Origin of the sequence: Pseudomonas sp. HN11 (genome assembly GCF_021390155.1) — a bacterium.
Taxonomy (GTDB): domain Bacteria; phylum Pseudomonadota; class Gammaproteobacteria; order Pseudomonadales; family Pseudomonadaceae; genus Aquipseudomonas.
Map to the genome: position 1 here is coordinate 4,287,384 of NZ_CP089985.1, position 26,222 is coordinate 4,313,605.

28 protein-coding genes and 1 pseudogene are annotated in these 26,222 nt (G+C 57.3%); 14 read left to right on the forward strand and 15 right to left on the reverse strand.

The features are described from left to right. Positions 1 to 64: 64 nt before the first annotated feature. Positions 65 to 571, reverse strand: coding sequence for a peptide-methionine (S)-S-oxide reductase MsrA (gene msrA / locus LVW35_RS19525; RefSeq protein WP_233891642.1), 507 nt, complete (start codon positions 569 to 571; stop codon positions 65 to 67). Between the two features lie 133 nt (positions 572 to 704). Between msrA and LVW35_RS19530 the strand changes: the two genes are divergently transcribed. Both LVW35_RS19530 and LVW35_RS19535 read left to right on the forward strand, forming a co-directional pair. Then, a complete protein-coding gene (locus LVW35_RS19530) occupies positions 705 to 1,745 on the forward strand; it encodes an alpha/beta hydrolase family protein (RefSeq protein WP_233891643.1) in 1,041 nt (346 codons plus the stop codon). 54 nt (positions 1,746 to 1,799) lie between these two features. Beyond that, entirely contained in the window at positions 1,800 to 1,964 is a 165-nt protein-coding gene (locus tag LVW35_RS19535) for a DUF2986 domain-containing protein (RefSeq protein ID WP_233891644.1), read from the forward strand. Between the two features lies 1 nt (position 1,965). On the opposite strand, the gene LVW35_RS19540 is transcribed toward LVW35_RS19535, so the two are convergent. Both LVW35_RS19540 and LVW35_RS19545 read right to left on the reverse strand, forming a co-directional pair. After that, on the reverse strand, positions 1,966 to 3,177 hold the full coding sequence (locus LVW35_RS19540; RefSeq protein WP_233891645.1) for a YeeE/YedE family protein: 1,212 nt from the start codon (positions 3,175 to 3,177) through the stop codon (positions 1,966 to 1,968). Positions 3,178 to 3,345: 168 nt separating this feature from the next. Further along, positions 3,346 to 3,525, reverse strand: a pseudogene (locus LVW35_RS19545) (DNA/RNA non-specific endonuclease); the annotation flags it as partial. A 228-nt stretch (positions 3,526 to 3,753) separates the two neighbouring features. Here LVW35_RS19545 and LVW35_RS19550 point away from each other — a divergent pair. Continuing rightward, positions 3,754 to 4,815, forward strand: coding sequence for an SDR family oxidoreductase (locus LVW35_RS19550; protein WP_233891646.1), 1,062 nt, complete (start codon positions 3,754 to 3,756; stop codon positions 4,813 to 4,815). On the opposite strand, the gene LVW35_RS19555 is transcribed toward LVW35_RS19550, so the two are convergent. The 4 genes from LVW35_RS19555 to LVW35_RS19570 all read right to left on the reverse strand — a co-directional run bounded on the left by LVW35_RS19555 (position 4,812) and on the right by LVW35_RS19570 (position 9,004). Next, on the reverse strand, positions 4,812 to 5,831 hold the full coding sequence (locus LVW35_RS19555; protein ID WP_233891647.1) for a sensor histidine kinase: 1,020 nt from the start codon (positions 5,829 to 5,831) through the stop codon (positions 4,812 to 4,814). The two genes, LVW35_RS19550 and LVW35_RS19555, sit on opposite strands and share 4 nt — an antisense overlap. Before the next feature lie 8 nt (positions 5,832 to 5,839). After that, the gene (locus LVW35_RS19560) at positions 5,840 to 7,300 is read right to left on the reverse strand and encodes an ATPase domain-containing protein (protein WP_233891648.1); all 1,461 of its coding nucleotides are present in this window, start codon (positions 7,298 to 7,300) and stop codon (positions 5,840 to 5,842) included. Next, the gene (locus LVW35_RS19565; protein WP_233891649.1) at positions 7,297 to 7,731 is read right to left on the reverse strand and encodes a hypothetical protein; all 435 of its coding nucleotides are present in this window, start codon (positions 7,729 to 7,731) and stop codon (positions 7,297 to 7,299) included. The genes LVW35_RS19560 and LVW35_RS19565 overlap by 4 nt, the downstream gene beginning before the upstream one ends. Before the next feature lie 61 nt (positions 7,732 to 7,792). After that, entirely contained in the window at positions 7,793 to 9,004 is a 1,212-nt protein-coding gene (locus LVW35_RS19570; protein WP_233891650.1) for an MFS transporter, read from the reverse strand. 121 nt (positions 9,005 to 9,125) lie between these two features. Between LVW35_RS19570 and LVW35_RS19575 the strand changes: the two genes are divergently transcribed. Beyond that, complete coding sequence (locus LVW35_RS19575) at positions 9,126 to 9,830, forward strand: TetR/AcrR family transcriptional regulator (RefSeq protein ID WP_233891651.1); 705 nt, start codon at positions 9,126 to 9,128, stop codon at positions 9,828 to 9,830. On the opposite strand, the gene LVW35_RS19580 is transcribed toward LVW35_RS19575, so the two are convergent. Then, positions 9,733 to 10,656, reverse strand: coding sequence for a LysR family transcriptional regulator (locus LVW35_RS19580; protein ID WP_233891652.1), 924 nt, complete (start codon positions 10,654 to 10,656; stop codon positions 9,733 to 9,735). The genes LVW35_RS19575 and LVW35_RS19580 overlap by 98 nt on opposite strands. Before the next feature lie 341 nt (positions 10,657 to 10,997). Beyond that, positions 10,998 to 11,456 carry an Hsp20 family protein gene (locus LVW35_RS19585; RefSeq protein ID WP_233891653.1) on the reverse strand — a complete coding sequence of 153 codons (459 nt, stop codon included), beginning with the start codon at positions 11,454 to 11,456 and terminating at the stop codon, positions 10,998 to 11,000. 220 nt (positions 11,457 to 11,676) lie between these two features. On the opposite strand from LVW35_RS19585, the gene LVW35_RS19590 reads away from it, so the two are divergent. The 3 genes from LVW35_RS19590 (at position 11,677) to LVW35_RS19600 (ending at position 13,317) form a co-directional block, all read left to right on the forward strand. Continuing rightward, positions 11,677 to 11,979 (forward strand): ArsR/SmtB family transcription factor, encoded by a 303-nt coding sequence (locus LVW35_RS19590; RefSeq protein ID WP_033900970.1) that lies wholly within the window; start codon positions 11,677 to 11,679, stop codon positions 11,977 to 11,979. A gap of 61 nt (positions 11,980 to 12,040) precedes the next feature. Then, entirely contained in the window at positions 12,041 to 13,021 is a 981-nt protein-coding gene (locus tag LVW35_RS19595; protein ID WP_233891654.1) for a zinc-dependent alcohol dehydrogenase family protein, read from the forward strand. Then, the gene (locus LVW35_RS19600; RefSeq protein WP_233891655.1) at positions 13,018 to 13,317 is read left to right on the forward strand and encodes an antibiotic biosynthesis monooxygenase family protein; all 300 of its coding nucleotides are present in this window, start codon (positions 13,018 to 13,020) and stop codon (positions 13,315 to 13,317) included. The genes LVW35_RS19595 and LVW35_RS19600 overlap by 4 nt, the downstream gene beginning before the upstream one ends. A 153-nt stretch (positions 13,318 to 13,470) precedes the next feature. Here LVW35_RS19600 and LVW35_RS19605 read toward each other — a convergent pair whose 3' ends face one another. Further along, positions 13,471 to 14,730 (reverse strand): IS256 family transposase, encoded by a 1,260-nt coding sequence (locus LVW35_RS19605; protein ID WP_233891656.1) that lies wholly within the window; start codon positions 14,728 to 14,730, stop codon positions 13,471 to 13,473. Between the two features lie 104 nt (positions 14,731 to 14,834). Next, positions 14,835 to 15,266 carry a hypothetical protein gene (locus tag LVW35_RS19610; RefSeq protein WP_233891657.1) on the reverse strand — a complete coding sequence of 144 codons (432 nt, stop codon included), beginning with the start codon at positions 15,264 to 15,266 and terminating at the stop codon, positions 14,835 to 14,837. A gap of 492 nt (positions 15,267 to 15,758) precedes the next feature. On the opposite strand from LVW35_RS19610, the gene LVW35_RS19615 reads away from it, so the two are divergent. From LVW35_RS19615 to LVW35_RS19645, 7 genes are all read left to right on the forward strand, one after another. Then, positions 15,759 to 16,889, forward strand: coding sequence for a 4-oxalomesaconate tautomerase (locus LVW35_RS19615; protein WP_233891658.1), 1,131 nt, complete (start codon positions 15,759 to 15,761; stop codon positions 16,887 to 16,889). A 45-nt stretch (positions 16,890 to 16,934) separates the two neighbouring features. Next, on the forward strand, positions 16,935 to 17,840 hold the full coding sequence (locus LVW35_RS19620) for an amidohydrolase family protein (RefSeq protein WP_233891659.1): 906 nt from the start codon (positions 16,935 to 16,937) through the stop codon (positions 17,838 to 17,840). Positions 17,841 to 17,893: 53 nt separating this feature from the next. Next, positions 17,894 to 18,295 carry a protocatechuate 4,5-dioxygenase subunit alpha gene (gene ligA, locus LVW35_RS19625; protein WP_233891660.1) on the forward strand — a complete coding sequence of 134 codons (402 nt, stop codon included), beginning with the start codon at positions 17,894 to 17,896 and terminating at the stop codon, positions 18,293 to 18,295. Beyond that, complete coding sequence (locus LVW35_RS19630; protein WP_233891661.1) at positions 18,288 to 19,127, forward strand: class III extradiol dioxygenase subunit beta; 840 nt, start codon at positions 18,288 to 18,290, stop codon at positions 19,125 to 19,127. Before ligA ends, LVW35_RS19630 begins: the two co-directional genes overlap by 8 nt. Further along, positions 19,120 to 20,130, forward strand: a complete 1,011-nt coding sequence (locus LVW35_RS19635; protein ID WP_233891662.1) for a Gfo/Idh/MocA family oxidoreductase — start codon at positions 19,120 to 19,122, stop codon at positions 20,128 to 20,130. The genes LVW35_RS19630 and LVW35_RS19635 overlap by 8 nt, the downstream gene beginning before the upstream one ends. Before the next feature lie 30 nt (positions 20,131 to 20,160). Further along, positions 20,161 to 21,549, forward strand: a complete 1,389-nt coding sequence (locus LVW35_RS19640; RefSeq protein ID WP_233891663.1) for an MFS transporter — start codon at positions 20,161 to 20,163, stop codon at positions 21,547 to 21,549. 96 nt (positions 21,550 to 21,645) lie between these two features. After that, positions 21,646 to 22,296, forward strand: coding sequence for an alpha/beta fold hydrolase (locus LVW35_RS19645; RefSeq protein WP_233891664.1), 651 nt, complete (start codon positions 21,646 to 21,648; stop codon positions 22,294 to 22,296). 215 nt (positions 22,297 to 22,511) lie between these two features. Here the strand turns inward: LVW35_RS19645 and LVW35_RS19650 are convergent, their stop codons facing one another. The 4 genes from LVW35_RS19650 to gltP form a co-directional block, all read right to left on the reverse strand. After that, positions 22,512 to 23,024, reverse strand: a complete 513-nt coding sequence (locus LVW35_RS19650) for a RidA family protein (protein WP_233891665.1) — start codon at positions 23,022 to 23,024, stop codon at positions 22,512 to 22,514. After that, complete coding sequence (locus tag LVW35_RS19655; RefSeq protein ID WP_233891666.1) at positions 23,017 to 23,901, reverse strand: PhzF family phenazine biosynthesis protein; 885 nt, start codon at positions 23,899 to 23,901, stop codon at positions 23,017 to 23,019. The genes LVW35_RS19650 and LVW35_RS19655 overlap by 8 nt, the downstream gene beginning before the upstream one ends. Positions 23,902 to 23,999: 98 nt before the next feature. Further along, positions 24,000 to 24,836: an AraC family transcriptional regulator gene (locus LVW35_RS19660; RefSeq protein ID WP_233891667.1), complete on the reverse strand. Its 837-nt coding sequence runs from the start codon at positions 24,834 to 24,836 to the stop codon at positions 24,000 to 24,002. An 18-nt stretch (positions 24,837 to 24,854) separates the two neighbouring features. Next, on the reverse strand, positions 24,855 to 26,180 hold the full coding sequence (gene gltP / locus LVW35_RS19665; protein ID WP_233891668.1) for a glutamate/aspartate:proton symporter GltP: 1,326 nt from the start codon (positions 26,178 to 26,180) through the stop codon (positions 24,855 to 24,857). Positions 26,181 to 26,222: the final 42 nt, after the last annotated feature.

Below are 26,222 nucleotides of genomic sequence, written 5' to 3' on the forward strand. Positions count from 1 at the left end.
TGCTGGCTAAGCGTAAAGGGGACGGATTGATCCGTCCCCTTCATTTTTTCTGCTGTTGAGCGTCTCAACCTCGCGTCGGCAACTTCCAGTTCGGCCGGATAAAGTGGCAGGTGTACCCATTGGGAATCCGCTCCAGATAATCCTGGTGCTCCGGTTCCGCCTCCCAAAACGGCCCCGCCGGTTCAATCTCTGTCACCACCCGACCCGGCCACAATTGCGAGGCGTCCACATCCGCCGCCGTATCTTCGGCCACGTCCCGTTGCTGCTCACTCAGGTAATAGATCGCCGAACGATAACTGGGCCCCAGGTCATTGCCCTGCCGGTTGGGTGTGCTTGGGTCATGGATCTGGAAAAAAAACTCCAGGATCTGCCGGTAGCTGATCACCGCCGGGTCGAACACGATCTCGATCGCTTCCGCGTGGTTGCCATGGTTACGGTAGGTGGCATTCGGCACATCGCCGCCGGTGTAGCCAACGCGGGTGTGCAGCACGCCAGGGTAACGGCGCAACAGGTCTTGCATGCCCCAGAAGCAGCCGCCGGCGAGGATGGCGGTTTCGGTTGGGTTGGTCATGGTCGGTTCTTCCACGCAATGAATACAGACCCGTTATGGGGCTGTGCTGGCAAATACCAAGGGGAAACGGGGGGTACCCAGACGATTGGTTTCAGGTAATGATGCGCGTCCAAAATCAAGGAAGACAACAACAATGAAAACCGCCCTGCGCACCCTGCTCTTGCTCTGCCTGGCCACTCCTGCCCTCGCGACCGAAAGCCCCGTAGGCTTCAAGACCACTACCCTGCCCGACGCGCAAAACAGCCGCCCGCTGGAGATGGTCGTCTGGTACCCCGCTGCAACCACCGCCAAACCCCAACTGATCGCCGACAACGCTGTCTTCATCGGCGCCCTCGCTGTGTCAGATGCACCGCCGGCCGCCGGTGAACATCCTTTGGTCGTGCTCTCCCACGGCTACGGCGGCAATTGGGCCAATCAGGTGTGGCTGGCCAGCGCCTTGGCGCACAAGGGTTACATCGTGGCGGCGGTCAACCACCCCGGCACCACCACCAAGGATCGCAACCCGCAGACCGCCGCTCAGTTATGGAAACGCCCGGCCGACCTGAGCCGCGCTATCGACGCGGTCCTGGCCCAACCCAAGTCATTTGGCGCGGTGGCGAAACACCGCATTGCCGCCGTCGGCCACTCTCTCGGCGGCTGGACCGTGCTGGAGATTGCCGGCGCGCGCTTCGATCCCGATTTGTTCAGCCGGGAGTGCAACGCACACCCCAAGCTCGGTGGTTGCATTGGCTACCATGAGATGAACCCCGCCGGCACCCTCGAAGGGAAAGCCAACCTGGCCGCCGACTTGAGCGACAAACGCGTCACCGCCATTGTGTCTTTGGACCTGGGCCTCGCGCCCGGCTTCACCGACGCCAGCCTGGCCGCCCTTCCGGTGCCGGTGCTGGTGATTGCGGGTGGCGTGCCCACGGAGGATATGGACCCTAACCTTGAGTCCGCCGCCTTGGTCAAGCGCCTGCCAACAGCGTCAACTCAATACGTTGAGATCGGCGACGCCACTCACTTCAGTTTCATGTCGATCTGCAAGCCGGGTGGCATGGAAATGATTGAAGAAAGCTCGCCGGGTGATGGCATGATTTGCCGGGATGGTGAGGGGGCTCGGCCAAGAGCTGTGATTCAACAGCAGATACTCGGGCTGATCACTGCGTTTGTGCAGCCACCGTTTCGAAACTGAAGAGCGGCGCTAAGCTGGTATCATCCCGGGCCTGAACAACCCGGGTAGAACGACATGAACCGCCAGAAAAAACTCCAGCAGCTCTTCAAGGAAAAAGCCAAGAAGGCCAACGCCAAATTGGCACCGAAGAAAAAGGACAAGTACATCAGCAAGGCGGACCGTGAAAAGCTGGCGGCGGCTGAAGCGGCCCAGGCGTCCGACAGCTCCCAGGAAAGCTGATTCAGCAACCGTTCAACGCCACCTGTGGTCGCTCGCCCGTAAAGAAAAACGGCCGCAACCGCACGCCTACGCTGTTACCGATAAACGCCGCCACCAGCCACACCCAACCATGCAGGCTGCCCGAAGCAATGCCGCTGAAGTACGCGCCGATGTTGCAGCCGTAGGCCAGGCGCGAGCCGTAGCCGAGCAGCAGACCGCCGATCACCGCCGCCACCAACGAACGCGTTGGAATCTTCAGGCTAGGGGCGAAACGCCCGGCCAGGCCTGCCGCCAACAGCGCACCGAGGACGATGCCGATGTCCATTACGCTGGTGATGTCTTCCCACACCGGCGCAGCCAGTGCCTTGGCGTTGCCCGGCATCTGCCAGAACGCCCAGCTGGCCACGTCCACACCCAGGCCGCTGGCGACTTTGGCGCCCCACAACGCAAACGCCGAGGTAATGCCCCATGGCCGCCCCGCCAGTGCCAGGGTGGCGTAGTTGAGCAAGGCCAGTCCGATGGCGCCCCATACCAATGGCCACGGGCCACGCAGGAAGCGGCGCAGGCCTTGATGCTCACTTTTCACGCCCTCTTCCAGTTGACCATGACGGCCCTTCTCCAGGCGTACGCTCACCACCGCAATGATCGCGAACACCGCCAGGCTCAAGCCCATCGCCGGCACCACGCCAAAGCTCTTGACGATGGACACCGCCGGGAACGCAGGCAGCGCAAACCACCAGTCCACATGGTGCGTGGCGATCAGCGAACCACAGATAAAGAAGAACAATGTCACCAGCATGCGCGCATTACCGCCGCCCACGGTGAACAGCGTGCCCGACGCACAACCGCCGCCCAACTGCATGCCGATGCCAAAGATGAACGCCCCAAACACCACCGATACCCCGGCCGGTGCCACCAGCCCGACCACCGGCTGCCCAAACAAGGTGCCCGCCCCCAGCGCCGGGAAGAACAGCAATACCGCGATCGCCAGCATCACCATCTGCGCACGCAAGCCGGCGCCACGGCGATCGTTGATGAATACGCGCCAGGCCGACGTGAACCCGAAGGCGGCGTGGTAGAGGGTCAAGCCCAGTGCCGCGCCGACCACCAGCAACAGCACCTGGTGTGATCCGACGCTGTTTTGCAGGAACAGGGCGCCCAGCGCGAGGATGATAAGGGCCACCAGCGGCGCGACGGGCTTGCGCACGTGAGTGATAGGGGTAGAGGTGCTCATGGGGTATCTCGGATTGTCTGGATGAAGGTATTGCGAGCGCAAGAGTATAACCGCGTGGGGCGATATCCACGTCTTGGGGCTGGCGAGATCGGGTATGGGATGTCGGCAAGGCAAATCCGCTGTGGCACTGCGTCCGCCGTGCCGGTCAGGTGAGCGCAAATGTGGCGATCAACCCCGCCCCACCGACCCCGACACCGGGAGATTCCCCAATAACCTCAGCCCGGTGTTCTTCACAAAAGTGTCATAGTCCATCGGCTGCTGGATTCGCGTTTCCGCATTGGGCGGCACGTAGGCCCAGGCGCGCTGGCTTGAGGCGTCGTACACCAGCTTGAACAGGCGCGTCGGCGGTCGCGTGCGTCTGCAGCGGTGGAGAGAAAAACCAGGGCCGACAGCCCGACTGCAAGGGTGCGTAGGTACATGCGTTGGATCTTATGGTGAGGGTAAACGGACACGTGCGAATGTTCGTGCGGGGCCTATGGACCCTGATATGCCTGTTTGGTGCCGCCAGGCTTACGGAACAGGTTGAACCTCTCCTACAAACAAGGGCTCAGAACCCTACATCCTCGGGAGAACTTTATGACCCAGACAGCCTTAGTCGTCGGTGCCAGCGGCATCGTTGGCAGCGCCATCACCCAGTTACTGCTCGACAACCAATGGCAGGTGGCCGCGCTGTCCCGCAGCCCATCCCGGGTGCCCGACGTGATCCCCGTAACCGCCGACTTACAAGACCCGGCCTCCGTACAGCAGGCACTGGTCGCGGTAAAACCCACCCACGTGTTCATCACCACGTGGTCGCGCCAGGCCACGGAGGCCGAGAACATCCGCGTCAACGCCGCCATGGTGCGCAACGTGCTGGACGCCGTGCGCCCCGCCGGCAGTGTGCGACACGTGGCGCTGGTCACCGGGTTGAAGCACTACCTCGGCCCCTTTGAAAACTATGGCAAGGGCAGCCTGCCGCAAACGCCGTTCCGCGAAGAACAAGGCCGCCTGGATGTGGAGAATTTCTACTACGCCCAGGAAGACGAAGTGTTCGCTGCGGCCGAGAAAGATGGCTTCACCTGGAGCGTGCACCGCCCGCACACCGTCACGGGTGTCGCCGTGGGCAATGCGATGAACATGGCGACCACCCTCGCCGTCTACGCCAGCGTGTGTAAATACACTGGTCGCCCGTTCGTGTTCCCAGGCTCCCGCGTGCAATGGGACAGCCTCACCGACATGACCGATGCACGGCAATTGGCCCAGCAGCAGCTATGGGCTGCCACCACGCCAGCGGCCGCCAACCAGGCATTCAACATCACCAATGGCGATATTTTCCGCTGGCAATGGATGTGGGGGCAGATTGCCAATTACTTCGATCTTGCACCAGCGGCGTTCCCAGCCACGCCCGCCCCACTCGAACACCAGATGGTCGACGACCAGGCCGCATGGAGCCAGATTGCAGCGCAGTATGGGCTGAAAGAAGCCGACATCAGTCGACTCATCTCGCCGTGGCACACCGACGCCGACCTGGGACGACCGATTGAGGTGGTCACCGATATGTCCAAGAGCCGCAAACTGGGCTTCACCGCCTACCAGGCAAGTGACCAGGCCTTTTTCGACGTGTTCGATCAGTTACGCGGTGCGCGGCTGATCCCTTAACCGGACAACGGCAGCACCACCACAAATTCGCTGCCCTTGCCGTGCCCTTCACTCCTGCCCGTGACCGTGCCGTCGTGGGCTTCGACCAGTTCGCGCACCACGGTCAAGCCAATGCCCAGGCCGGCGCTGTTGAAACCGATGGCATGGGCGTCTTGCACATAGGGATCAAAGATGAACGGCAAGGCCTTGGCGGTCACACCGATACCGTTGTCGCAAATACTGATCCTCAGTTGCTCGGCCTCGACGGTGACAACCATCGAGATTTTGCCACCGGCCTGTGTGTACTTCGCAGCGTTGCCCAACAGGTTATGCAGGATCTGCGCGAGCCGCACGGGGTCGCCGTTCATGACCAGGCTGGCGTCGGGAAGCGCTACATCAAAGTACTGGTTGCGCGCGATCATCACTGGGCTGCAGGCGTCGACAGCAGCATTCAGGATGCGCTGCATGTCCACCTCACTGCAGTGGATACGCAGCTTGCCGGTGCTGGCGCGCGAGACATCCAGCAGGTCGTCGACCAGCTGGGAAATATGCTGGACCTGGCCTTCGATCAACTCACGCATGCGCGGCAGCTGGTCGCTGGGCAACCTGACCATGCGCTCGGCAATCAGGCTGATCGGCGTCAGCGGGTTGCGCAGTTCATGGGCGACCATCGCCAGGATGCTTTTCTGCTGGCCCAGCGCACGTTCGGCAGTGGCCTGGAGGTCTTGAGCGCTGAGCGCGGCGATCACCAACTGCGCATTCGCTTCGCGCAGCTCCTGGAACAGCTGCTGCTCTTCGGCCTGAGGCATCGCCATCGCGTCGGATTGCGTGAGGAGTATCGCCAGCACCAGTTGCTGATTGGCCTCGATCAGTTGTTCGACGTGCTGGGCATCTTCCAGACGATTATTGGCGTCACTCAACTGGTCCTGCAGCGCGGCCAAGACAGCGCGGGCTTCAACGGTTTTGCGGCCAAGCAGGAAGAGTTCGTGGGCAGCATTGGCGACCCTGCGCTCGTCCTCTCCAGCGCGATTATTCATGAGTCAGCTCACACATTGTCACTCCCTATGTGCCGGGTGGTCGGGCGACCGCCGAGCAGCCCCTCCTGATCAGGCAGCATCTCGCCGATCTGCAGGCCATGGTCATTGATGTGGTATTGGCGCAATTCATCGCAGTGGGCACTGGCGCGTACCTTGACCACGGCCATGATGCGCAACAGGCGGCTGCGCACTTCGATGTAGCGCTGCACGATGATCGCATCAGTCAGGAACGCCGTTCCGTAGGGGCTGAAGCGCAGGTCGGTGTAGCGGTCTTCCAGTTCCGAGGTCATCAGCACGCTGACGCCGGCGCGGGTCAACGCGGTGACCATGCGTGACAACGACTCACGAAAGTCCGCGCGGAAGGTCGGCGCCAGGGCCAGCTCGAAGCCCGACAGCGAATCGATGACCACCCGCGTGGCGTTCAAGCGGCTGATTTCGCCGAGGAGCAAGTGAACAATTTCGTCAATCGACAGGTCAGGCGACCGACTGTCCACCAAACCGACCTTCCCGCTTGCGATCAAACCGGCCAGCACGGCGTTTTGTGAGTGGTTGGGGCGTTGTTCGAACACGGCGATAACGCCGGTTTCGCCATTACGTGCGCCTTCGGCCAGGAAGGTCGCCGCCAAAATGCTTTTGCCCGACCCCGAAGGCCCTGCAACCAGCAGCGAATAGCCCCGAGGCAAGCCGCCGCCGAGCATATCGTCGAGGCGCGGCACGCCCATTTTCAGACGCTGCACAGGCAGTTCCATCGGTTTATCGACCGGGTTCAGCGCGGCCGGTGCAAAAACCTTGATGCCCGAACTGGCGATACGGAAGGTGTGCAGCCCCGGCAAGGTCGGTTGGCCGCGCATTTTCATGATTTCCAGCTTGCGCACCATCGAATTGCGTTCGACGCTCTGGCGCATCCAGATCAGCCCATCGGCCACGGTGAAAATCGGGTTGGTATCGGTCTCGGTGAAGTACTCGCCAATCAGGAAAGTGGTCGCCTGCCAGGTGGTCATCAACATGCCCAGTTGTTGAACGAACTGCGGCAGGTTGTTATTGGGGTTGTGCTGGGTCTGGCTGGCCATCACCACCGAGCGGAAGGAGTCGACGAACACCAGCGACGGCGAGTGCGCCTCCACTTCGCTGACAATGCGCCGCAGCACTTCATCCAAGTCACCGGCCAGGGTGTCGTCGGCCAGGTTGATGTAGCGGATCGACTGGTTGATCGCTTCGTTGTCGAAAAAGTCGAACTGCTGCTGATAACGCAGCATTTTCAGCGGCGGCTCGCCCAGCACGGTGAAAAACAGCGCGGGGCGTTCTGGTGTCGCCAGGGCGAACATCATCTGATGTGCCAGAGTGGTCTTGCCGCAGCCGGGCGGGCCGGCGATCAGGTTGAACGAAAACTCCGGCAAACCTCCGCCCAGCACCTCGTCCAGACCTGGCACGCCGGTAGCCAGGCGGTTGATAGTTACTTTGGTGCTCATGGCGAATTTTCCTGCGAAGGGGTGTCGCTCAAAGAAGGTGCCCACACATCGCGCAGTAAACGGGCGGTCAGCGAGGGCCCGATCAGCGTGGTGAGCAAGGTGTAGAAGGTGGTCAGCAGCACCTCACCGAAAAACAGCGCATCGGCCTCACTCTGCTCGAGCAATACGGCCTTGAGGCCGTCATGGTCGGGCGTTGCCTGCAAGTGCTCGTACGTGTTGGCCACGCGGGCATGGGACGAGGCGCTGAGGTGCAGGCTGCGGCGCAACAGTGCGACACAGCCTTGCTGCCCGATGATGGGCGTGAGTGCTGCGTCCATGTCCTGCAATATCGAAGTGATCGCCTCGGCGATGCCTGCAATATCAGCGGTGGGACCAACACGGTGCGCCAGAGAAGCTACGATCTGGCGGCTCTCTTCGCTTAGCGTGGACATGAAGGGCTAATATCCGATGAATTGAGACCCAGCCTACACCCTATGGCGCCCGACCGAAGGTTTAATGCGCAACGACTACAGCACCCGCCCGTCTTCCCGGCTTGAAACCATGGGTACGAGCGGCCCAGGCGATTACAAACGACACGCCGATCAATACCAGCATCGCCCACGGGAACGACGCCACGCCCCAGGTATCCAGCAACACACCGCCGACCACGCCGCTGCCGGCAATCGCGCTGTTCCACGCCACCACGTTCAGCGACAACGCCACATCCGCGCCATCGCCCGCCGCATCCGCCAGGGCGGTTTGCAACAAGGTTGCCGCGCCGCCGAAGCTCAGGCCCCATACCGCCACGCCGAGGTAGATCACCGCGGGCAACTTGCCGAACAGCCCCAACACCAGCGAGAAGCAACCAAACACCGCCAGGCTGATGAGTACCGTGTTGCGTAATAGCGGCTCCACCAGCCTCGCCGTGATCCAGATGCCGGCCAGCGCAGCAATCCCGAACACCAGCAACACCAGATCAACCCTGTCGGCCAGCCCTGCAGGCGCCACGAACGGCGCAATGTAGGTGTAGAGAATGTTGTGCGCCAGCATCCAACTGATCACCACCGCCAACACCGGTCGCACGCCCGGCGTGGTCAGCACTTGGCCCAGGGAAAGGCGTTGATGTGCAGGTTGAGGCGCGTAGTCCGGGACTTTTACCAGCACCCACGCAATCAGCACCAGGCTCACCGCCGACATCAGCCCAAAGGTCGTGCGCCAGCCCACCAGCCCACCCAGCCAGGTGCCCAACGGCACACCCAATGACAACGCGATCGGCGTACCCACCATCGCCAGCGCCAGCGCCCTGCCCTGTTGATGCGGCGCGACCATGCGCCGGGCGTAACCGGCCAGCAGGCTCCAGGCCAACCCCGCGGCCACACCGGCAAAGAAACGCGCCACCAGGGTCACGCCATAGTGGGATGACAACGCAGTGATGGAGTTGAACAACAAGAAACCGACGATGGTCAGCAACAACACGTTGCGCCGACGCCAGCCACGGGTGGCAATGGTCATGGGGATCACCGCCAGCACCGAACCCAAGGCGTACGCAGTGACCATCTGCCCGGCCATGGACGGCGAAATCGCCAGGCCCTCGCTGATCAACGGCAGGAGGCCAGCGGGCAAGGTTTCGGTGAGGATGCAGATAAAGCCGGTCATGGCCAGGGCGAGTAACGCGCCGATGGGCAGGCGGTCGGATGACGCCGATAACGTGAGTGAGGGTGTCACGGGAAACTCCTTGAGTGGAACTTAGATACTGATCGATACAAATGTTGCAGGCGAGCACAACGCATTGTCAATGACTTATGTATCGACTAGTATTTATCTCGCCTTCCACCGGAGACCTGACATGGCACAGATGGGCCGCCCCCGCACCTTCGACCGCGACCACGCCGTTGAACAGGCCATGCACCTGTTCTGGGAGCACGGCTACGACGCCACTTCCCTTGCTCAACTCAAGGCTGGCCTGGGTGGGGGTATCTCTGCGCCAAGTTTTTATGCGGCCTTCGGTTCAAAAGAGGCGTTGTTCGACGAATGCGTGCAGCGTTACTTGGCGACCTACGCCCAGGTCACCGAATGCTTGTGGGACCAAAGCCTGCTGCCGCGTCAGGCTGTTGAGACGGCGCTACGCCAGTCCGCACGTATGCAGTGTGAAGACGGCCATCCCAAGGGCTGCATGGTGGCACTGGGTGTGATGAGCGCACCGAGCCCGGAGAACGCGCGGGTGGCGACTGGGTTGACGCAGTCGCGGCTGCGCACGCGAGCGGGGATTGTGGCGTGTGTGGAGCGCGCGATGCGTACAGGGCAGTTGCCAGCCACGGTTAACCCGGCAGCAATGGCGGCTGTGTTTGACAGTTTCCTGCAGGGCATTTCGATCCTGGCGCGGGACAATGTGCCCCATGCCACTATCGACGCGGCGATCAGCCAACTCCTGCTTACCTGGGATATAGCCGCGTCTATCGCACCGCCCATTCGTCCCGACATTGCATCAAGAAATCCACAAACGCCCGCACCCGATGCGGCACATAGCGCCCATGGGGATACAGCAAGGTAAAGGGCCGCGAGCGCCCACCAAACGGTTGTAACACCTGCACCAGGCTGCCGTTTGCAAGCTCCTGCTCGACAATAAACTTGTAGGTCTGGAACAACCCCGCCCCGTGCTTGGCCAGGGTCACGCCGCCCAGCACATCGTCGGAACAACTGTACCCCGCCTCCCCTGCATACTCCTGCGCCTTGCCGTCTACCTGAAACAACCATGAGATGCGACGGCCATTGCTCGGCAGTTCGTACTGGATGCATTCATGGGAGGGTAAATCTTCCAGCGTTTGTGGGACGCCGGCTCGTTTCAAGTAGGTAGGAGACGCCACCACCACCAGTTCGGCGTCTTCCAACAGGCGGGCAATCAGCGATGAGTCCGGCTGGGCGCGCACGCGCACGGCCAGGTCATAACCTTCGGCGACAAAATCGATATTGCGGTTGCTGATGTGAACATCCACCGTGACTTGCGGGTACAGCGCACGAAACTTCGGCAGTAACGGCAACAACCGGTGATGGGCATAGGTGGTTGGAATGCTGATGCGCAACAGGCCCGACGGCACGGCCTGCGCGCCCATCATCTCTTGCTGCGCTTCCACCAGTTGAGTCAGGGCCTGGCGGCATTGCTCGAAGAAGGTTCGACCGCTGTCAGTCAGGCGAATGCTGCGGGTGGTGCGCACAAACAGCCGCGAGCCCAGGCGTTCTTCCAAACGCGAGATGCTGCGGCTCACGGCGGCCGGCGTGACACCGGCGACCTGCGCGGCGGCGGTGAAGCTGCTGGCTTCGGCGGCGAGGCAGAACAGCTCGATGCTGCCCAGCTGCAAGTCTTCGAAATGGCGTTTCATGATCGCTCCCTGGAACAACAGCCGCGAGAAATTGCAGCACGCCTGTGCCAGTTGCGCCACCTCTTGATTCAACCCATATTGCCGGTCCATCCGGTGCAACGCCACTTACTGGATATCCGGCAGCGCCGGTAGCGCTACTGTCGCCCCGAAGAGCTTGAAGACGGGCAGCTTTTCGACATCTATTATTCAGCACGCAATGCTGGCGCAACCCTGCCTGGCAGGGGTCTGGACGATAAGAAAACAGCTGACTCCACAGAACGACTCGTTCGATTAACAGCAAATGACTGTTAATCATTGGGCAAAATAAAGGCGCTCCAAAGAGCGCCTCTATTCATTTCAACTCACTGCTCGCTGATGGATTTCACATCAGCTTTGGCCGCACTACCAATCGCAATGCGCTTGGGCTTGGCTTCCTCCGGTACGACCCTGAGCAGGTCAATGCTCAGCAAGCCATTGGAAAGCTGTGCGCCCTGCACTTCGATGTGGTCGACCAGGCGGAACGACAGGCGGAACGCGCGTTGGGCGATGCCCTGGTGCAGGTAAGTGATGCTCTCGTTCTGTTCACGTTTGCCACCGGCGACGGTCAGCACGCCTTTTTCCACCTGGATGTCCAGGTCGTCCTCCACCAAACCTGCAGCCGCGATGACGATTCGGTAGTGGTCATCGCCATGCTTTTCGACGTTATGCGGTGGGTAGGTGGTACCGGCCTCGCTACGAAGCGCCGATTCGAAAAGATCGTTGAAACGGTCAAAGCCGACGGAATGACGGAACAGTGGGGCCAACGAAAGAGTAGTAGCCATTGCAAAATCTCCTGAGGTTTCTCCAAGTGATTTGGTACGCGACCCGTGTTCGGCATCGCGTAAAACCTAAGTAGGTTCAGGCAAAAAAATTTCAAGCGCTGCCCATAAATTTTTTTTCGTGGTGCTGCTATCACGTTCTCCACCGCATTCATACAGCGGTAAAAAATCGTATGCTCACGCTCCGCATTGACATATCGGTAAATCTCGATATCCTTGCGCCATGGACCTACTCGAAATATTCAAAGCCCTCTCAAACCGCACTCGACTTGAAATCCTGAAAGGTTTGAAGGATCCCGAAAAGAACTTCCCCGCGCAGGATGAAGGGGACGTTCATACGGTGGGCGTCTGTGTGAGCAGCATTCAAGAAGGCGTCGGGCTGTCGCAGTCGACGGTGTCCGATTACCTTGCCACGCTGCACCGAGCGGGCCTGATCGAAACCCGGCGCATCGGCCAGTGGACCTACTACAAGCGAAACGAAGCAACCATCAGTGCACTTGCCGAGATCATCGGCAAGGAACTGTAATTTTTTACCACAGGATATCGATAATTCCCGATATCCCTTTTTACCGAAACGAGGTAGTACAATGAAAGCGATGATCCTTAATTCATTTGGCGGCCCGGATTCGTTCGAACTCTGCGAAGTGCCCAATCCGGTGCCGCACTCCGGGCAAGTCCTGGTGCGGGTACATGCCACGTCCATCAATCCGTTGGATTATCAGGTGCGCCGTGGCGACTACGCCGACCTGGTGCAACTCCCCGCCATTACCGGCCACGACATCTCCGGCGTTGTCGAAGCGGTCGGGCCGGGCGTGACGAACTTCGCGCCAGGCGACGAAGTCTGGTACACCCCGCAGATATTCGACGGCCCCGGAAGTTATGCCGAATACCACGTGGCGGCCGAAAGCATTATCGGCAAGAAGCCGCTCGCACTGAGTCACCTTGAGGCGGCCAGCCTGAGCTTGGTCGGCGGGACGGCATGGGAAGCGCTGACCGTACGCGCAGAGCTTCGGGTTGGAGAAAGTATCCTGATACACGGCGGCGCTGGCGGCGTTGGCCATATAGCGATCCAACTGGCAAAGGCCATCGGCGCAAGGGTGTTCACCACCGTGCGCGAAGCCAACGCTGAGTTCGCACGCAGCATGGGCGCCGACGTGATCATCGACTACGAAAAGGAAGACTACGTCGACGCGATCATGCGGGAAACGAATGGACGCGGCGTTGATGTGGTGTTCGACACCATCGGCGGCAACACGCTATCGCGCAGCCCTGACGCGCTCGCACAACTGGGCCGCGTGGTCTCTATCGTCGACATCGCACAGCCGCAGAACCTGGTTCAGGCCTGGGGCAAGAATGCGAGTTATCACTTCGTGTTCACGAGGCAAAACCGCGGCAAGCTGGATGAGTTGAGCACGTTGGTTGCACAAGGTCAGTTGCGCCCACACGTCGGCGCCGTCTATGCGCTTGCCGACATGCCGCTCGCCCATGCGCGACTGGAAAGCCCCAACAATGGCCTCCAAGGAAAAATCGCGATAGCCGTTGGCCCCACTGCCGGAGCAAAGCCATGATCTACGAGATCGCTCTACTCCCTGTTCACAAAGAACGCATCGAAGCATTCAGGGATGCATTTGCCGAAGTCGCTCCGCTGCTCAGTCGTGCGAAAGGCCATTTGGGCCACATGCTCGCGCAAGGGATTGAAACACCTGAGCGATTCAACCTGATTGTGCGTTGGGAGTCACTGGAGGATCACACGCCGGGTTTTGAGGCGAGTGAGGATCACCGGGTGTTCATGCTGGGGTTGGAAGAGTTTTTCTCGGAGGAACCGCAGGTGTATCACATTGAGGGAGGCGGTTTTGTCGACTAAAAAACTCTAGCGCAAAAAAAGCCTGCATCTCTGCAGGCTTCTCTTTATCCAGTGTCGATTGGGATGAAAAGAAGTCATCTACCTTTCCGAAAGAGAGTGTCAGATTTTTTGTGTGCGGGCCGGTAACGGCCTGCCGTCAGGCAGGCCCTAGCTTTACCAGGTCGGCCTGATAAATCGATCTGCGTACAGGATCGCAAATTGATTCATCGCGCTCTTCCAGTCATGGGCTGCACTGCCCCAGTTCGCGGTGATATTGCGTAAACCCAGCCAAATCAGCTTCGTCGCGGCATCGTCCGTTGGGAAGTGGCCTCGCGTCTTGATGATCTTGCGCAACTGAGCATTGATGCTCTCGATGGCGTTGGTTGTGTAGATCACTTTGCGTATCGCCGGGGGAAACACGAAGAACGGGATAACCCGATCCCAAGCGCGCTTCCAAGCCGCCACAACCGTGGGATATTGCTTGCCCCAAGGCCCGGCTTCGAAGGCCAGCAGCGCTTGCTCGGCGAGGTCAGCATTGAGCGCTTGATAGATCGGCTTCAATGCCTTGGCCAGCTCACGGCGCTTGTCCCAGCCTGCGTAATCGAGGCTGTTGCGGATCAGATGGACGATGCAGGTCTGCAACGTCGTCTCAGGAAACACAGCACTCAGCGCTTCGGGCATGCCTTTGAGACCGTCAGTTACGGCGATCAAGACGTCCTCGACGCCTCGCGTTTTCAGGTCGTTGAAGACCTTCATCCAAAACTTGGCGCCTTCGGTTGTTTCAATCCAAATGCCCAGGATATCTCGGGTTCCGTCCGGCAATACGCCCAGTGCCAGGTAAATCGCTTTGTTGCGCACCAGGCCTTCGTCACGAATTTTGACTCGCAATGCATCGAAGAAAATTACCGGGTACATCGGTTCAAGCGGTCGCTGTTGCCAGGCGGCAACCTCCTCCAAAACGGCGTCAGTGACGGAACTGATAAAGTCGTGGGAGACTTCTGTTCCGTACTGTTCCGAGAGAAACGCCCTGATTTCGCGAACCGTCATACCTCGGGCATACATCGCGATGATCTTGTCATCAAAGCCTGTAAAACGGCGCTCATGCTTAGGGATCAAGATCGGGGCAAAACTTCCATCGCGATCTCTGGGAATATCCAGACGCAAAGGGCCGTCATCGGTCAGCACCGTTTTGCCACTCTTGCCATTGCGTTGGTTGCTCGAATCCTCAGGGCGCTCCGCGCCCTGAGGATAGCCAAGATGGTGGCCCAACTCGGCACCAAGAGCTCGCTCGATCAGCGCCTTTTTGAACGCCATCGAGGCGTCCTGAATGGCTTCGGCACTCATCGGACCGCTGACGAACTGGTCGATCAGCTCTTTGGGAATGGATGGAAGGTCTCGCGTGGCCTCACGGGCCGGTTTCTTTTTTGTCGGCATACATGCACCTCTAGCAACATGTTATGCCCGAACACAAAATTTATGACAGTCCCTTCCGAAACCTGGAACCTTCTGGATGCCTTGTGCACCATCACACCGTTAAATCAGTCTAACATGTGCTTCAGCTCCTCCTCCATAAATCGTAGAAGCTCTACTGGGTCTCGCTCAACAATCCCTACATAATGCTCATACTCATTTACTAGCAGCGGATAGCCCATAACATAGCTAATTTTGAACGCATCAAAAAGAGATTTGTAGCCAGGGCGCAACTGAGTAATACAAAACTCCCAGCCTGCTGGAGTCCTAGCATCACCCAATCGAAATAGACTGCTCGGAGCCCAAAAAGGAGGTTGTTCAGGAGCCCGCACTAAAAAATCCACCCGATCAAAAATAAACGACAGCGCATACACCACGTAGCTTTCTCCAATACTCAAAGGAGAATAGTCAGTTTGATCTACCTCACCTAAATAGCGTTCCGTTGTTGGGATAGCGCTACCGAGATTGGCCTGGCAAAAGGCAAGCATATGTTTACTCACTTAAATTTGAAGTCGTCAATTGCTCCAGTAATGGAGTTTCTAACGTAGTGGATTTCTATTCCATTGATATTTTGCGCCGATTTCACCCAACCATCAGTTGCTGGCCATCGGGAATCAGTCATCGGAACCGACAGTGGGCGACCAGCAGCAGGATTTGAAATAGCCTGCTCCATTGCAAGCTGTTCATTGGACTGCCCCCGGCATCGTAGACATCTCCAGTCCAAGCTTAGGCTGGAGATGTCTACGATGCCGGGGGCAGTCCATATGAGCTTGCAAAGTGTCTAGAGAACCCGGGCGATTCACCGCCTTTCCTACGGCGGTTGTCCAGCGCTCAGTGCTTATAGGTTTTGAGCGATGCTTTTATTTGATAACAGTCATGTTCTGGATCGCATTGCCGGCCTTGGTAGGGCTCCCTATCATCATTTGACGGGGCGGTGGTAATCAAAAACCCCCGCATCCTTACTAACAAGAAGCGGCGATGCGAGCACAATAATGACTCAAACTTCGATCCCCTGCCTGTTCATGCGTGGAGGTACTTCACGCGGACCGTTTTTCGACCGGGCCGATCTGCCGGACGACATCCCTACCCGTGATCGCGTCCTGCTCGCCATCATGGGCTCCCCCGATCGTCGACAGATCGACGGCCTGGGCGGCGCCCATCCGCTCACCAGTAAAGTGGGCATTGTTAGCATCAGCAATGCTCCTGGAGTGGATCTGGAATTTCTTTTCGCACAACTCCAACCTGACAGTGATCGAGTCGATACCACGGCCAACTGCGGCAACATGCTCGCCGCCGTGGTGCCGTTTGCCTTGGAGCGCGGATTGGTTAATGCCCAAGGCGATACGACAACATTGCGTGTGCTCACACTCAACACGGGAATGCAGTGTGACATCACGGTACAGACACCCAGTTCCGATGGAGTGCGGTATGTCGAATATTCGGGAGCTACACGTATTGATGGTGTGCCGAAGCAGGCCGCTCCTATTGGTATCAATTTTCTAGAAACCGCCGGATCGGTCTGTGCGGGTTTACTGCCTACCGGCAATCGGTGTGATCGAATCACGTTACCGGATGGCCTCTCTCTAGACGTGACTTGCATTGACAATGGCATGCCAATGGTACTGATTCCCGCCAGTGCACTAGGGCGCACAGGGTCTGAACCAACGTCATCGCTCAATGCCGATGACGAGCTCAAGACCCGGCTGGAGGCGTTACGGCTGGTGTGCGGTGAGTTGATGGGCCTGGGAGATGTCAGCGCGCGTAACTACCCGAAAATGTGCCTGATTGCCTCTCCTCTGCAAGGCGGCAGCATCGTCACCCGTTGCTTTATTCCCCATGTATGTCACGACGCTATCGGTGTCTTGGCCGCCGTCACCGTCGCAACCGCGTGCGTCCTCAAGCACACGGTGGCTGACGGACTGGCCGAGGTTTCCGGCGGGCTGCAACAGACCGTCAGCGTGGAACACCCGACAGGCGAATTCACTCTGCAACTGGGCCTGGAGGCTTCCCCCGACGGTCGCGACCCAAACGTGACGAGTGCCACCCTGTTGCGAACCGCTCGGCTGTTGATGCGGGGTGAGGTATTCATTCCGCACGCCGTCTGGCCTGGATTCGTGAACTGACTCCAGCCTAAAAAACGCAGCGCTTCACCTCAATCGAGAGTAATCATGACTAGCGATATCACCCCCGGCTGGCTTAATTTTCACCCCAATCCCAGTAAGCCATCCTTTCAGCCGCCTACGGGCGCCGTGGATGCTCATTGTCATGTCTTCGGTCCAGCGTCCAGTTTCCCCTTCGCCCCCGAAAGAAAATACACACCCTGCGACGCGTCCAAAGAGCAGTTGTTCGCCTTGCACCGGCGCCTGGGATTTGAACGTAGCGTGATCGTGCAGGCCACCTGCCACGGCAGTGACAATCGAGCATTAGTCGATGCCTTGCTGCACTCAGACGGCCGGGCTCGTGGCGTCGTGACGCTCAAGAACACGGTGACCGACGAAGAGTTGCGCAAGCTCCATAACGCAGGTGTAAGGGGCGTGCGATTCAACTTCGTCAAGCGTTTGGTGGACTTCACTCCTCGTGATGAGTTACAGGCCATCGCACAGCGTATCGCACCGTTGGGCTGGCACGTGGTGGTGTATTTCGAGGCACAGGATTTACCTGAACTTTGGGATTTCTTCATTGGCTTGCCACTGCCAGTCGTGGTCGACCACATGGGTCGCCCGGACGTCAGTGAAAGCGTCGACGGACCGTCATTCGGCCTGTTCCTGCGCTTGCTCGGCGAACACGCCAATATCTGGACCAAGGTCAGTTGCCCGGAACGCCTGAGCCTTACCGGTCCTGCGGCACTGAATGGCGAATCACATCCGTATCGTGATGCGGTTCCGTTTGCCAAAAAGGTCGTCGACGCGTTTCCGGACCGGGTGCTCTGGGGGACCGACTGGCCTCACCCCAATCTCAAGGATCACATGCCCGATGACGGATTGCTGGTGGACGTCATTCCGCGCATAGCGACCACAGCCGAGCTGCAACGCAAGCTGCTGGTCGACAACCCGACACGTCTGTACTGGGCCTGACTCCTCTGCGGAGCCAGCCGTTTTAAGCCTGATTTTTTCCTACTGGAGCCGCCATGAACCGGCCAAAAGACTACGACGACATACCCGGCACTTATGTGTTCGACGGCAGCCACCATCGTAAAGGGTATGCGCTGAACATGTTCTGCAAGTCCTTGGACCTGGCTGAAAACCGGGAAGCGTTTCGCCGCGACCCCTTGGGTTACTTGCAGCGTCACCCTATGACCGAACAACAACACGCCGCAGTGATGAAGCGCGAATGGCTGGAGATGTTGAGGCTGGGTGGAAACATTTATTACACCTTCAAATTGGCCATTTTTGATGGTTTGAGCATGCAGCAGGCCGGCGCAGCTATGTCCGGCAATGGAATGTCTCTTGAGGCCTTTCAGAAAATGATGCTCGAGGGAGGTCGCTCCATCGCCGGCAACCGCAGTAAGAAGGAGCAATCGCATGGCTAAATTAATTGGCGGAATAGGTACATCCCATGTCCCGGCCATCGGCGCAGCAATCGACCACGGAAAGACTGGCGAGCCTTATTGGAAACCCTTGTTCGACGGAGTCGAACCTGCACGAGCGTGGATAGCCGAGCACAAACCGGACGTCTGTATCGTTGTTTATAACGACCACGCTTCGCAGTTCGATCTGTCGCTGATTCCAACTTTTGCCCTCGGTATGGGGGCAACGTTTGATATTCATGATGAGGGTTACGGGCCGCGGCCTGTGCCTCAGGTACAAGGTGATCCTGAACTTGCCTGGCACCTTGCTGAGTCTCTGATTCTCGATGAATTTGACATGACTCTGGTGTCTGATATGACCGTCGACCATGGGTTGACGGTGCCTCTATCGTTGGCTTACGGCCAACCAGAGGCATGGCCGTGCAAGGTGATCCCATTGTGCGTGAACGTCATTCAATACCCGCCACCCACCGGTAACCGTTGCTTCCAATTGGGCAGAGCGCTACGGCGTGCCATCGACAGTTATGACAAAGATATCAAGGTGGCCATCTTCGGTACCGGCGGTATGTCACATCAGCTACAGGGTGAACGAGCAGGATTGACCAACCGGGAGTACGACCTCAAGTGGCTGGATCAATTTGTCAGTGATCCGGTGACCCTCCTCACCATCGGGCATACCGAGTACCTGCGTGAAACCGGCTCCGAAGGTATCGAGCTCGTGATGTGGTTGATCATGCGGGGCGCTATGAATGAGCGCGTACGCGAGATGCATCGCTTCCATCACATCCCCGTCTCCAACACAGCTTATGGTCTGCTGGTGCTGGAAAATGACTGATTCAAACATGGGTGCCCGAGTGCGAATTGCACTGGTGGGGCTCGGCGCTTTCGGGCGTAAACATCTCGACGTGTTAGCGAACATCGAGACCGTTGTAGTCACAGCACTGGTGGGCATCGACCCGGCACAAAACCAATTGCTCGCAGCCCACTATGGTATTGACCGGACTTATCGCGATCTCGATTCTGCGCTGGCTGATGTAAATATCGATGCGTTGATTCTATGCACACCCACGCCCTTGCATGCTTCCCAGGCCATACGGTGCCTGGAGGCTGGCAAGCATGTGCTGGTGGAAATTCCAATGGCGGATAACCTACAGGATGCCGAACGCCTGCTGCAGGTAAGCGCCAAAAGCCCTTGCGTCGCTATGGTTGGGCACACGCGGCGCTTCAATCCTTCCCATCAGTGGCTTCATCAGCAGATAGGTGAGGACCGTCTACGCCTGCAGCATCTCGTGGTTTCCACGCACTTCATGCGCCGTGAGAATCTAAACGCCGAAGGCCAGCCTAGACAATGGACCGACAGTTTGTTGTGGCATCACGCTGCACATACAGTCGACCTTTTCCAGTATCAAACAAACAGTGAAGTCGTTGCTTGGAACGTGCTGGAAGGTCCTCTGGATTCGCAACTGGGGATCGCCATGGATCTTTCATTGCAACTCAAGAGCAGCAACGGCGCGTTATGCAGCTTAAGCCTGAGCTTCAATAACGAAGGCCCCTTTGGCAGTCATTTTCGCTTTATCGGTGATCGAGGTACCTACCTCGCCCGTTATGACGAATTGAGCGATGGCTATGGGGTGCCTGTCGACCTGTCGAGTACCGGGCTATATGCCGATGGGATCGAATTGCAGGATCGGGAATTCGTCGATGCGATACGCAACGATCGCGAACCACGCTCCAGTGTGAGCAGCGTTATGAATTGCTATCGATTGCTGGGCGCGATACAGGATTCGATGCCCGACCGTATAGGTTTCACCCCGCCTATGGACCGCGGCTCTTACTGATCCATAACCCAATCACAAGGCAGAACAATAATGAATAATGCTGCTGATATCTTGGACGCTATCAAAAAGGGAAAAATGAGTAGCTATCAGATTTTGATCGTTGCGCTTTGTACCCTTATTGCTGGCCTGGATGGTTTCGATGTGCTGGTGGTGGCCTACACCGGTCCCGCTATATCAATAAATTGGGGGCTTGCCCCTACCGACCTTGGCCTTCTGTTCAGTGCTGGGCTGGCAGGAATGGGCCTTGGCGCTGTAGCGGTTGCTCCGATCGGCGACATTGTGGGACGAAAGCCAACGATAATGTTTTGCATGGTCCTTTTATTGGTAGGGATGGGGTTATCTGCATTTACAAGCGGACTCGGCGAGCTGGCCTTCATGCGTTTGGTCACTGGGATTGGCATTGGTGGAATTCTGGCCAACGTAAACATCATGGTGACTGAGTATTCGTCAGCCCGCCGAAAAGCATTGTGCGTTTCACTTATGGCGCTCGGTTATCCAGTAGGCGCTACGTTGGGTGGGATCTTTTCTGTGTTTCTCATCCAAGCCTACGGATGGCAGTCGGTGTACCTGTTCGGGGCCGGCGCAGCAGCGTTGTTGCTTCCTCTGATCTGGATTGCCATGCCAGAGTCGGTCGACTACCTGATCGCTAAAAAACCGGCCAACGCTTTGGAACGTTGCAACCGGATATTATCGAAGATGGGGATGCCAAATCTGGACCTGCTTCCCGCTCATCACTCCGTAACGGGCGCTAAACCTGGTTTGATTGCACTACTTGGGAATGGCGATATGGTCAGTCGCTTATTTTTTACCAGCGTCGTTTATTTCACTGTGATGATGACGTGTTATTTCCTCCTTAGCTGGACGCCCCAAATTCTCACCCGCAGTGGTATGACTCAGACCATGGGGATTTCCGGATCTCTTTTAATGAACTTGGGCGGTATAGCAGGCTGCTTGGTCTATGGCTTTTTGGCCCAAAAACTCGGACCTAGAGCTTTGGCTGCAGCGTTTATGGTAGGGCTGGTCATAACCTCCGTGTCGTTCGCCGCGGCACCAGGGGCAAGCATATTGCTGCTAGTGACGGCAGTTGCCGTCGGCTTCTGCTTGTTCTCCGCGGTCAATTCGCTCTACGTATTGGTCCCTGGTGTCTTTCCCGTACAGGTGCGAAGTACTGGTACAGGCATTGCTATGGGCGCTGGCCGCCTTGGTGCGGTAGCGGGTCCCCTTTTAGCTGGTTATCTGATAGGGCTGGGACTGGATAAAACCATGTACATCGCGATTCTATCGGCACCGATGATCATCGCATCGATTGTTCTAGTGAAGCTGCGCCCCTTCCTGGATGCCGTGAAAAAAAGCGTTGATATCTCACTTAATCCGATGCCGGCGGGCGTCAGCAGCCCTTTCGGTGAGAACAGTCATTAGTCAGACAGCGCGTTTTCCATTGCTGCCATACTTGAGATACATATGAAACCGGATCTATTGCTCTTGTCAGGTCTCATGTGTGACAGGACCATCTGGATGAAGGTGCTGCCAGGCCTGGCACGGCACGCTCGAATCATGCCGGTTGACTTCAGTGAGGACGACCAAATAGAGAAAATGGCCGAGCGGGTGCTGGATATAGCTCCCGATAGGTTTTCGCTCGCAGGTCACTCGATGGGGGCGCGAGTCGCACTCGAAGTCTACCATCGCGCCCCTCAGCGAATCACTCGTATCGCACTGCTCAGTACGGGTGTGCATCCCGTAAAGCCTGGTGAGAGTAAACTGCGCCAGGCCTTGGTGGATATTGCGTATCAACACGGCATGGCCGCAGTGATGGAGCGTTGGCTACCGCCTATGTTGCTCGCCATGCATGCTCAAAATGCCGATTTCGTGGAGCCACTCCGTGAAATGGTTTTACGTATGACGCCAGACATACTGGCGCGCCAGATCAAGGCTTTGTTGAATCGAGCGGATGCGTCACAGCAGCTGCTGGACATCACTTGCCCAACGCTGATTGGGGTTGGTAGGCAAGATGCCTGGAGCCCTGTAGCGCAGCATGAATTCATCGCCTGTCGAGTTACCGGTTCGCATTTCAGGGTGTTCGAGAAAAGTGGCCACATGGCACCCTTTGAGGCACCGCTACAGGTCGAAAACGCTTTAGTCGATTGGTTGAGATTGAGCCACTCCTGAGCATTTGTGAGCGGGGGAAAGCGCAGACTCAGACTCGATTATTTCGCCTACCAAAATCGAGAAATTGGCTGTGGGTGGTTTTACAGAAAGTGTTGCCCTTCAGGTCGGGCCCTTTGGCGTCAAGGTTACTGCTCTGGAACCTAGTGGTATGCGTATTAACTGGGAGCTGCGCGCTAATCAAATGCAGCGTATCTGGCCATTACGCGTTGCTTGCCTCATACGCGTAATCGCACCACACCTTCAATCTCCACCGCCGCGCCACCTGGTAGTGAATGCACACCAATAGCGGATCGCGCATGCCGCCCACGCTCACCGAAAAGCGCTGTCAGCACTTCAGATGCGGCGTCGATCACTTGCGACTGCGCGCCGAAATCCTGTGTGCCCCGTACATAACCTGTGATCCGAATCACCTGTGCAACCCGATTAAGATTGCCATCGCAAGCTGCCGCGACAATGGAGAGGAAGTTCGCCATACACAGGCGTGCGCCATCGCGCGCCTGTTCTATGGATAGTTGCTCTCCAACGATACCTGTATAGCGGATTTCCTGATTGAATCGCGGTACCTGCCCAGATACCCAAAGCAGTTCTCCGTCGCGGATGCTCAGTTGGAATTGCGCAGGTTCCATGAACGTCTGGGGCGCGGTCGGATACAAAGTCTGCAACGTACTATTGAGCGGGTCTACGACCTCGCTCAGCGGCAACCATTGTGGTCTAGGATCATTATTCATGTGCGTGTTCAGTCGGAGCAAAAGCGCTGTAGCCGCCGACGAAGCATCCATGTGGACTCCCAGTTTCGTCCACATCAAAGCGCACGTGGATGTCTGATGGACGCCCCATTGCCCGCCCCTGGTGGATAAGCATCGAAGCGGGGCCGGGCTTTATCATTTCGTACTTAAGCAAACCAAATGCAAGTGCGGTCGCAGCAATGCCAGTAGCCGCATCTTCCGGATAGCCTGAAGATTTCGGGAATTGACGACTGTCAAACTGCCGAGGTTTGCCTGGATGAGCGCAAAAAAGATAGAAACCAGTTGAGTCCAACTCCTCACACAGTTCTTCGATCCGGGTCGAGTCAGGTACTGCCGCGTCCAACCTTTCCGGGTTTTTTACCGGGATCAGTGTTTTGACCCGGCTTGTCGCCGAGTTCAGCAATGGCAGGTCAAGGATGTCTTCGGGCTCAAGACCAATGGCGTGAATAATAGAGTCGCGTAATTCTGGCTTGTTTATTGGGCTAACGACCCCTGCGGGCTGGGAAATCTCAATGAAAGGTTGTTCGCCCTCTTTCCCATGTATTTGCACCGATACATTACCGCTCAGCGTTTCTATGGACAGATGACAACTGCCCAGTTTACCAAGCGTATGTAGAAGCCAGACCGTACCAATGGTAGCATGCCCGCACATGCTCATCTCATGCCGTGGTACAAAAAAACGGAATCGATAGTCGTTACCGGAGGTTGCGGGGAGCACAAAACCACTTTCATGACCGTAGGCTCGCGCAACTGCCATCATCTGTTCAGCTTCAAGGCCAACAGCATCGATAACAACAGGAGCAGGGTTGCCTCCCCCTTGGCTGGATTTGAATACTTCTACAACGTGGACGTTGGGCATACTGACCTCTGGATTCTGTAGATGAGATCAATTGTGGCAAAGATGTATTCGCCAATAACGCATGATCGGGTCACGCTCCCACTCGTTTGGGCCAAGCTTTATCTGGCCTTACGCAGCTCGCTGGGAGTCAGGCCCAGGTAGCGTTTGAATAAACGGGCGAGATACGAAGGAGAGTCCAGACCTACCGCAAGGCTCACGTCCAAGATCGATAGTGAAGTGGTTGCGACAAGCCGGGCGGCAGTTTCCACGCGGGTGCGGTTGGTGAAATCCAGTAGGGTTTCGTCCGCGAATGCCTTGAAGACACGCGTAAGATGACGTCGTGAAAGGTGAAATTCATAGCCAATCGATTCAACCGTCAAATCGGTTTCCAAGTTCTCCCGAACATACCGCTGAATATCGCGCACCAGCAATGCATGTTGCTGGCGTTCAGCCGGCTTCGGTTGGGTTCGCTGACAAGTGATAAGCCTCGCACACTCCTCAAAGAGTAAATGATTGAGGTGGGGTAATTGACGTTGGAAGGCCTCCGGGGAGGCGCTGTCCAGAAGCAGGTCGTGCAAGCGCAAGATGCTATCCAGCGCCTCGTTTCCTTGCCAGATGCCCGAGCGTTGAACCTGCTGAGCAAAACCCTCATATCCGCTCAGCCGCCCCTGACGCTCGACGTAAGATGAGTCCACATAAAGGGTCATATGTTTTTCTCGCCCTGGCGCCGCCTGGGTGGCGTGTGCAAAATCTGCCGGTATCAAGGAAAACGACTGGCGCGCCAGAAGGCTGGTCCGACTGCTCTCGGTCGATACGAACAGCCCACCCAGACGTGGTAACAACAGCATATGACAATCATGAGTGTGCCAGTCCTTGGCGTAACCGCTGCTGTCGCTGGTCTCGAAACGGAAAACGTCGGATGAGATACCCTTTAGCTTGAGCGAAAGATGGGTCATCAGGTAGACCTCATTACGTCAGTGCAACGGTGTGACAACCACGTCGTTGTCGCCTTGGGAGGCGGACAAGGATCTCCAGTAGCGATCACCTTTTTCATCATCATACATGCCTTCCCAGCGCGCCACGACCAACACAGCCAGAGCGTTCCCAACAATATTCAGTGCTGTCCTTGCCATATCCATGATGCGATCGACGCCCGCAATGAACGCCAATCCCTCCAAAGGGATACCGACGCTGCCCAAGGTAGCAAGCAACACCACGAAGGATACCCCAGGTACACCAGCGATACCTTTGGAGGTAACCATAAGGGTCAGCACCAAAGTAATCTGCTGAACGATGGACAAGTCGATGCCATAGAGCTGAGCGATGAAGAGCGCCGCAATACTCTGATAAAGAGTCGACCCATCGAGATTGAATGAATAGCCCGTAGGAACTACGAAGCGCGTGATGGCACGTGGCGCGCCATAAGCTTCCATTTTTTCTATGATTCGTGGCAGTACAGTCTCAGAACTGGCGGTCGAGTAGCCCAGAATTATCTCGGCTTTTAAAATAAGTATCAGTTTCCAGACGGAGAAACCGCACACACGTGCGACCAACCCGAATACTACGACCCCAAAAAAAACGATGGAGGCATAGACTAACGTCACCAACCTTGCCAAAGGCCAGAGCGATCCGAAGCCAAAGTTGGCCACCGTCACGGAGATCAGCGCGAACACACCAATCGGTGCGTAGCGCATGATCATGTGGGTAACCTTAAACATACTTTGCGAAATACCTTCCAACGCACTGACCAGAGGCTGGCGCAGTTCATCCTTGAGGCTGGCAAGACCTAACCCGAACATTACTGAAAAGAAAATGATTGCCAGCATGTCGCCCCGTACGATTGCGGCGAACACGTTGGACGGTACCAGATTAAGAAGCGTGCTGATAAACGCATGATTGGACTGCACCTCGCTGGTCGTCTTCTCATACTGAGAGATATCCGACGTCCGGAGTTGGCTCATATCAATGCCATGGCCGGGTTGAAAGAAGTTGGCGAGCAGCAGTCCGACTACGATAGCCAGCGTCGTAATGATTTCAAAGTACACCAGCGTCTTGATGCCGATTCGACCGAGCTTTTTGCTATCTCCTACGCCTGCGATACCAACGATTAATGACGAGATCACAATCGGAATCACGATCATCTTGATCAACCGAATAAATAATTCACCCGCAGGTTGCAGCATGGTTGCAATCCACCACGCCTTGTCTGAGCTGTAGCGATTGAGTACTGCGCCAACGACAATACCCAAAATCAGGCCGAAAAGAATTTGCCAGGCGAGGCCCATTTTTGGCTTGGTCATAGTTATAGGTTTCCTAGCTACTGAAGGGTAAGCGAGCCACCA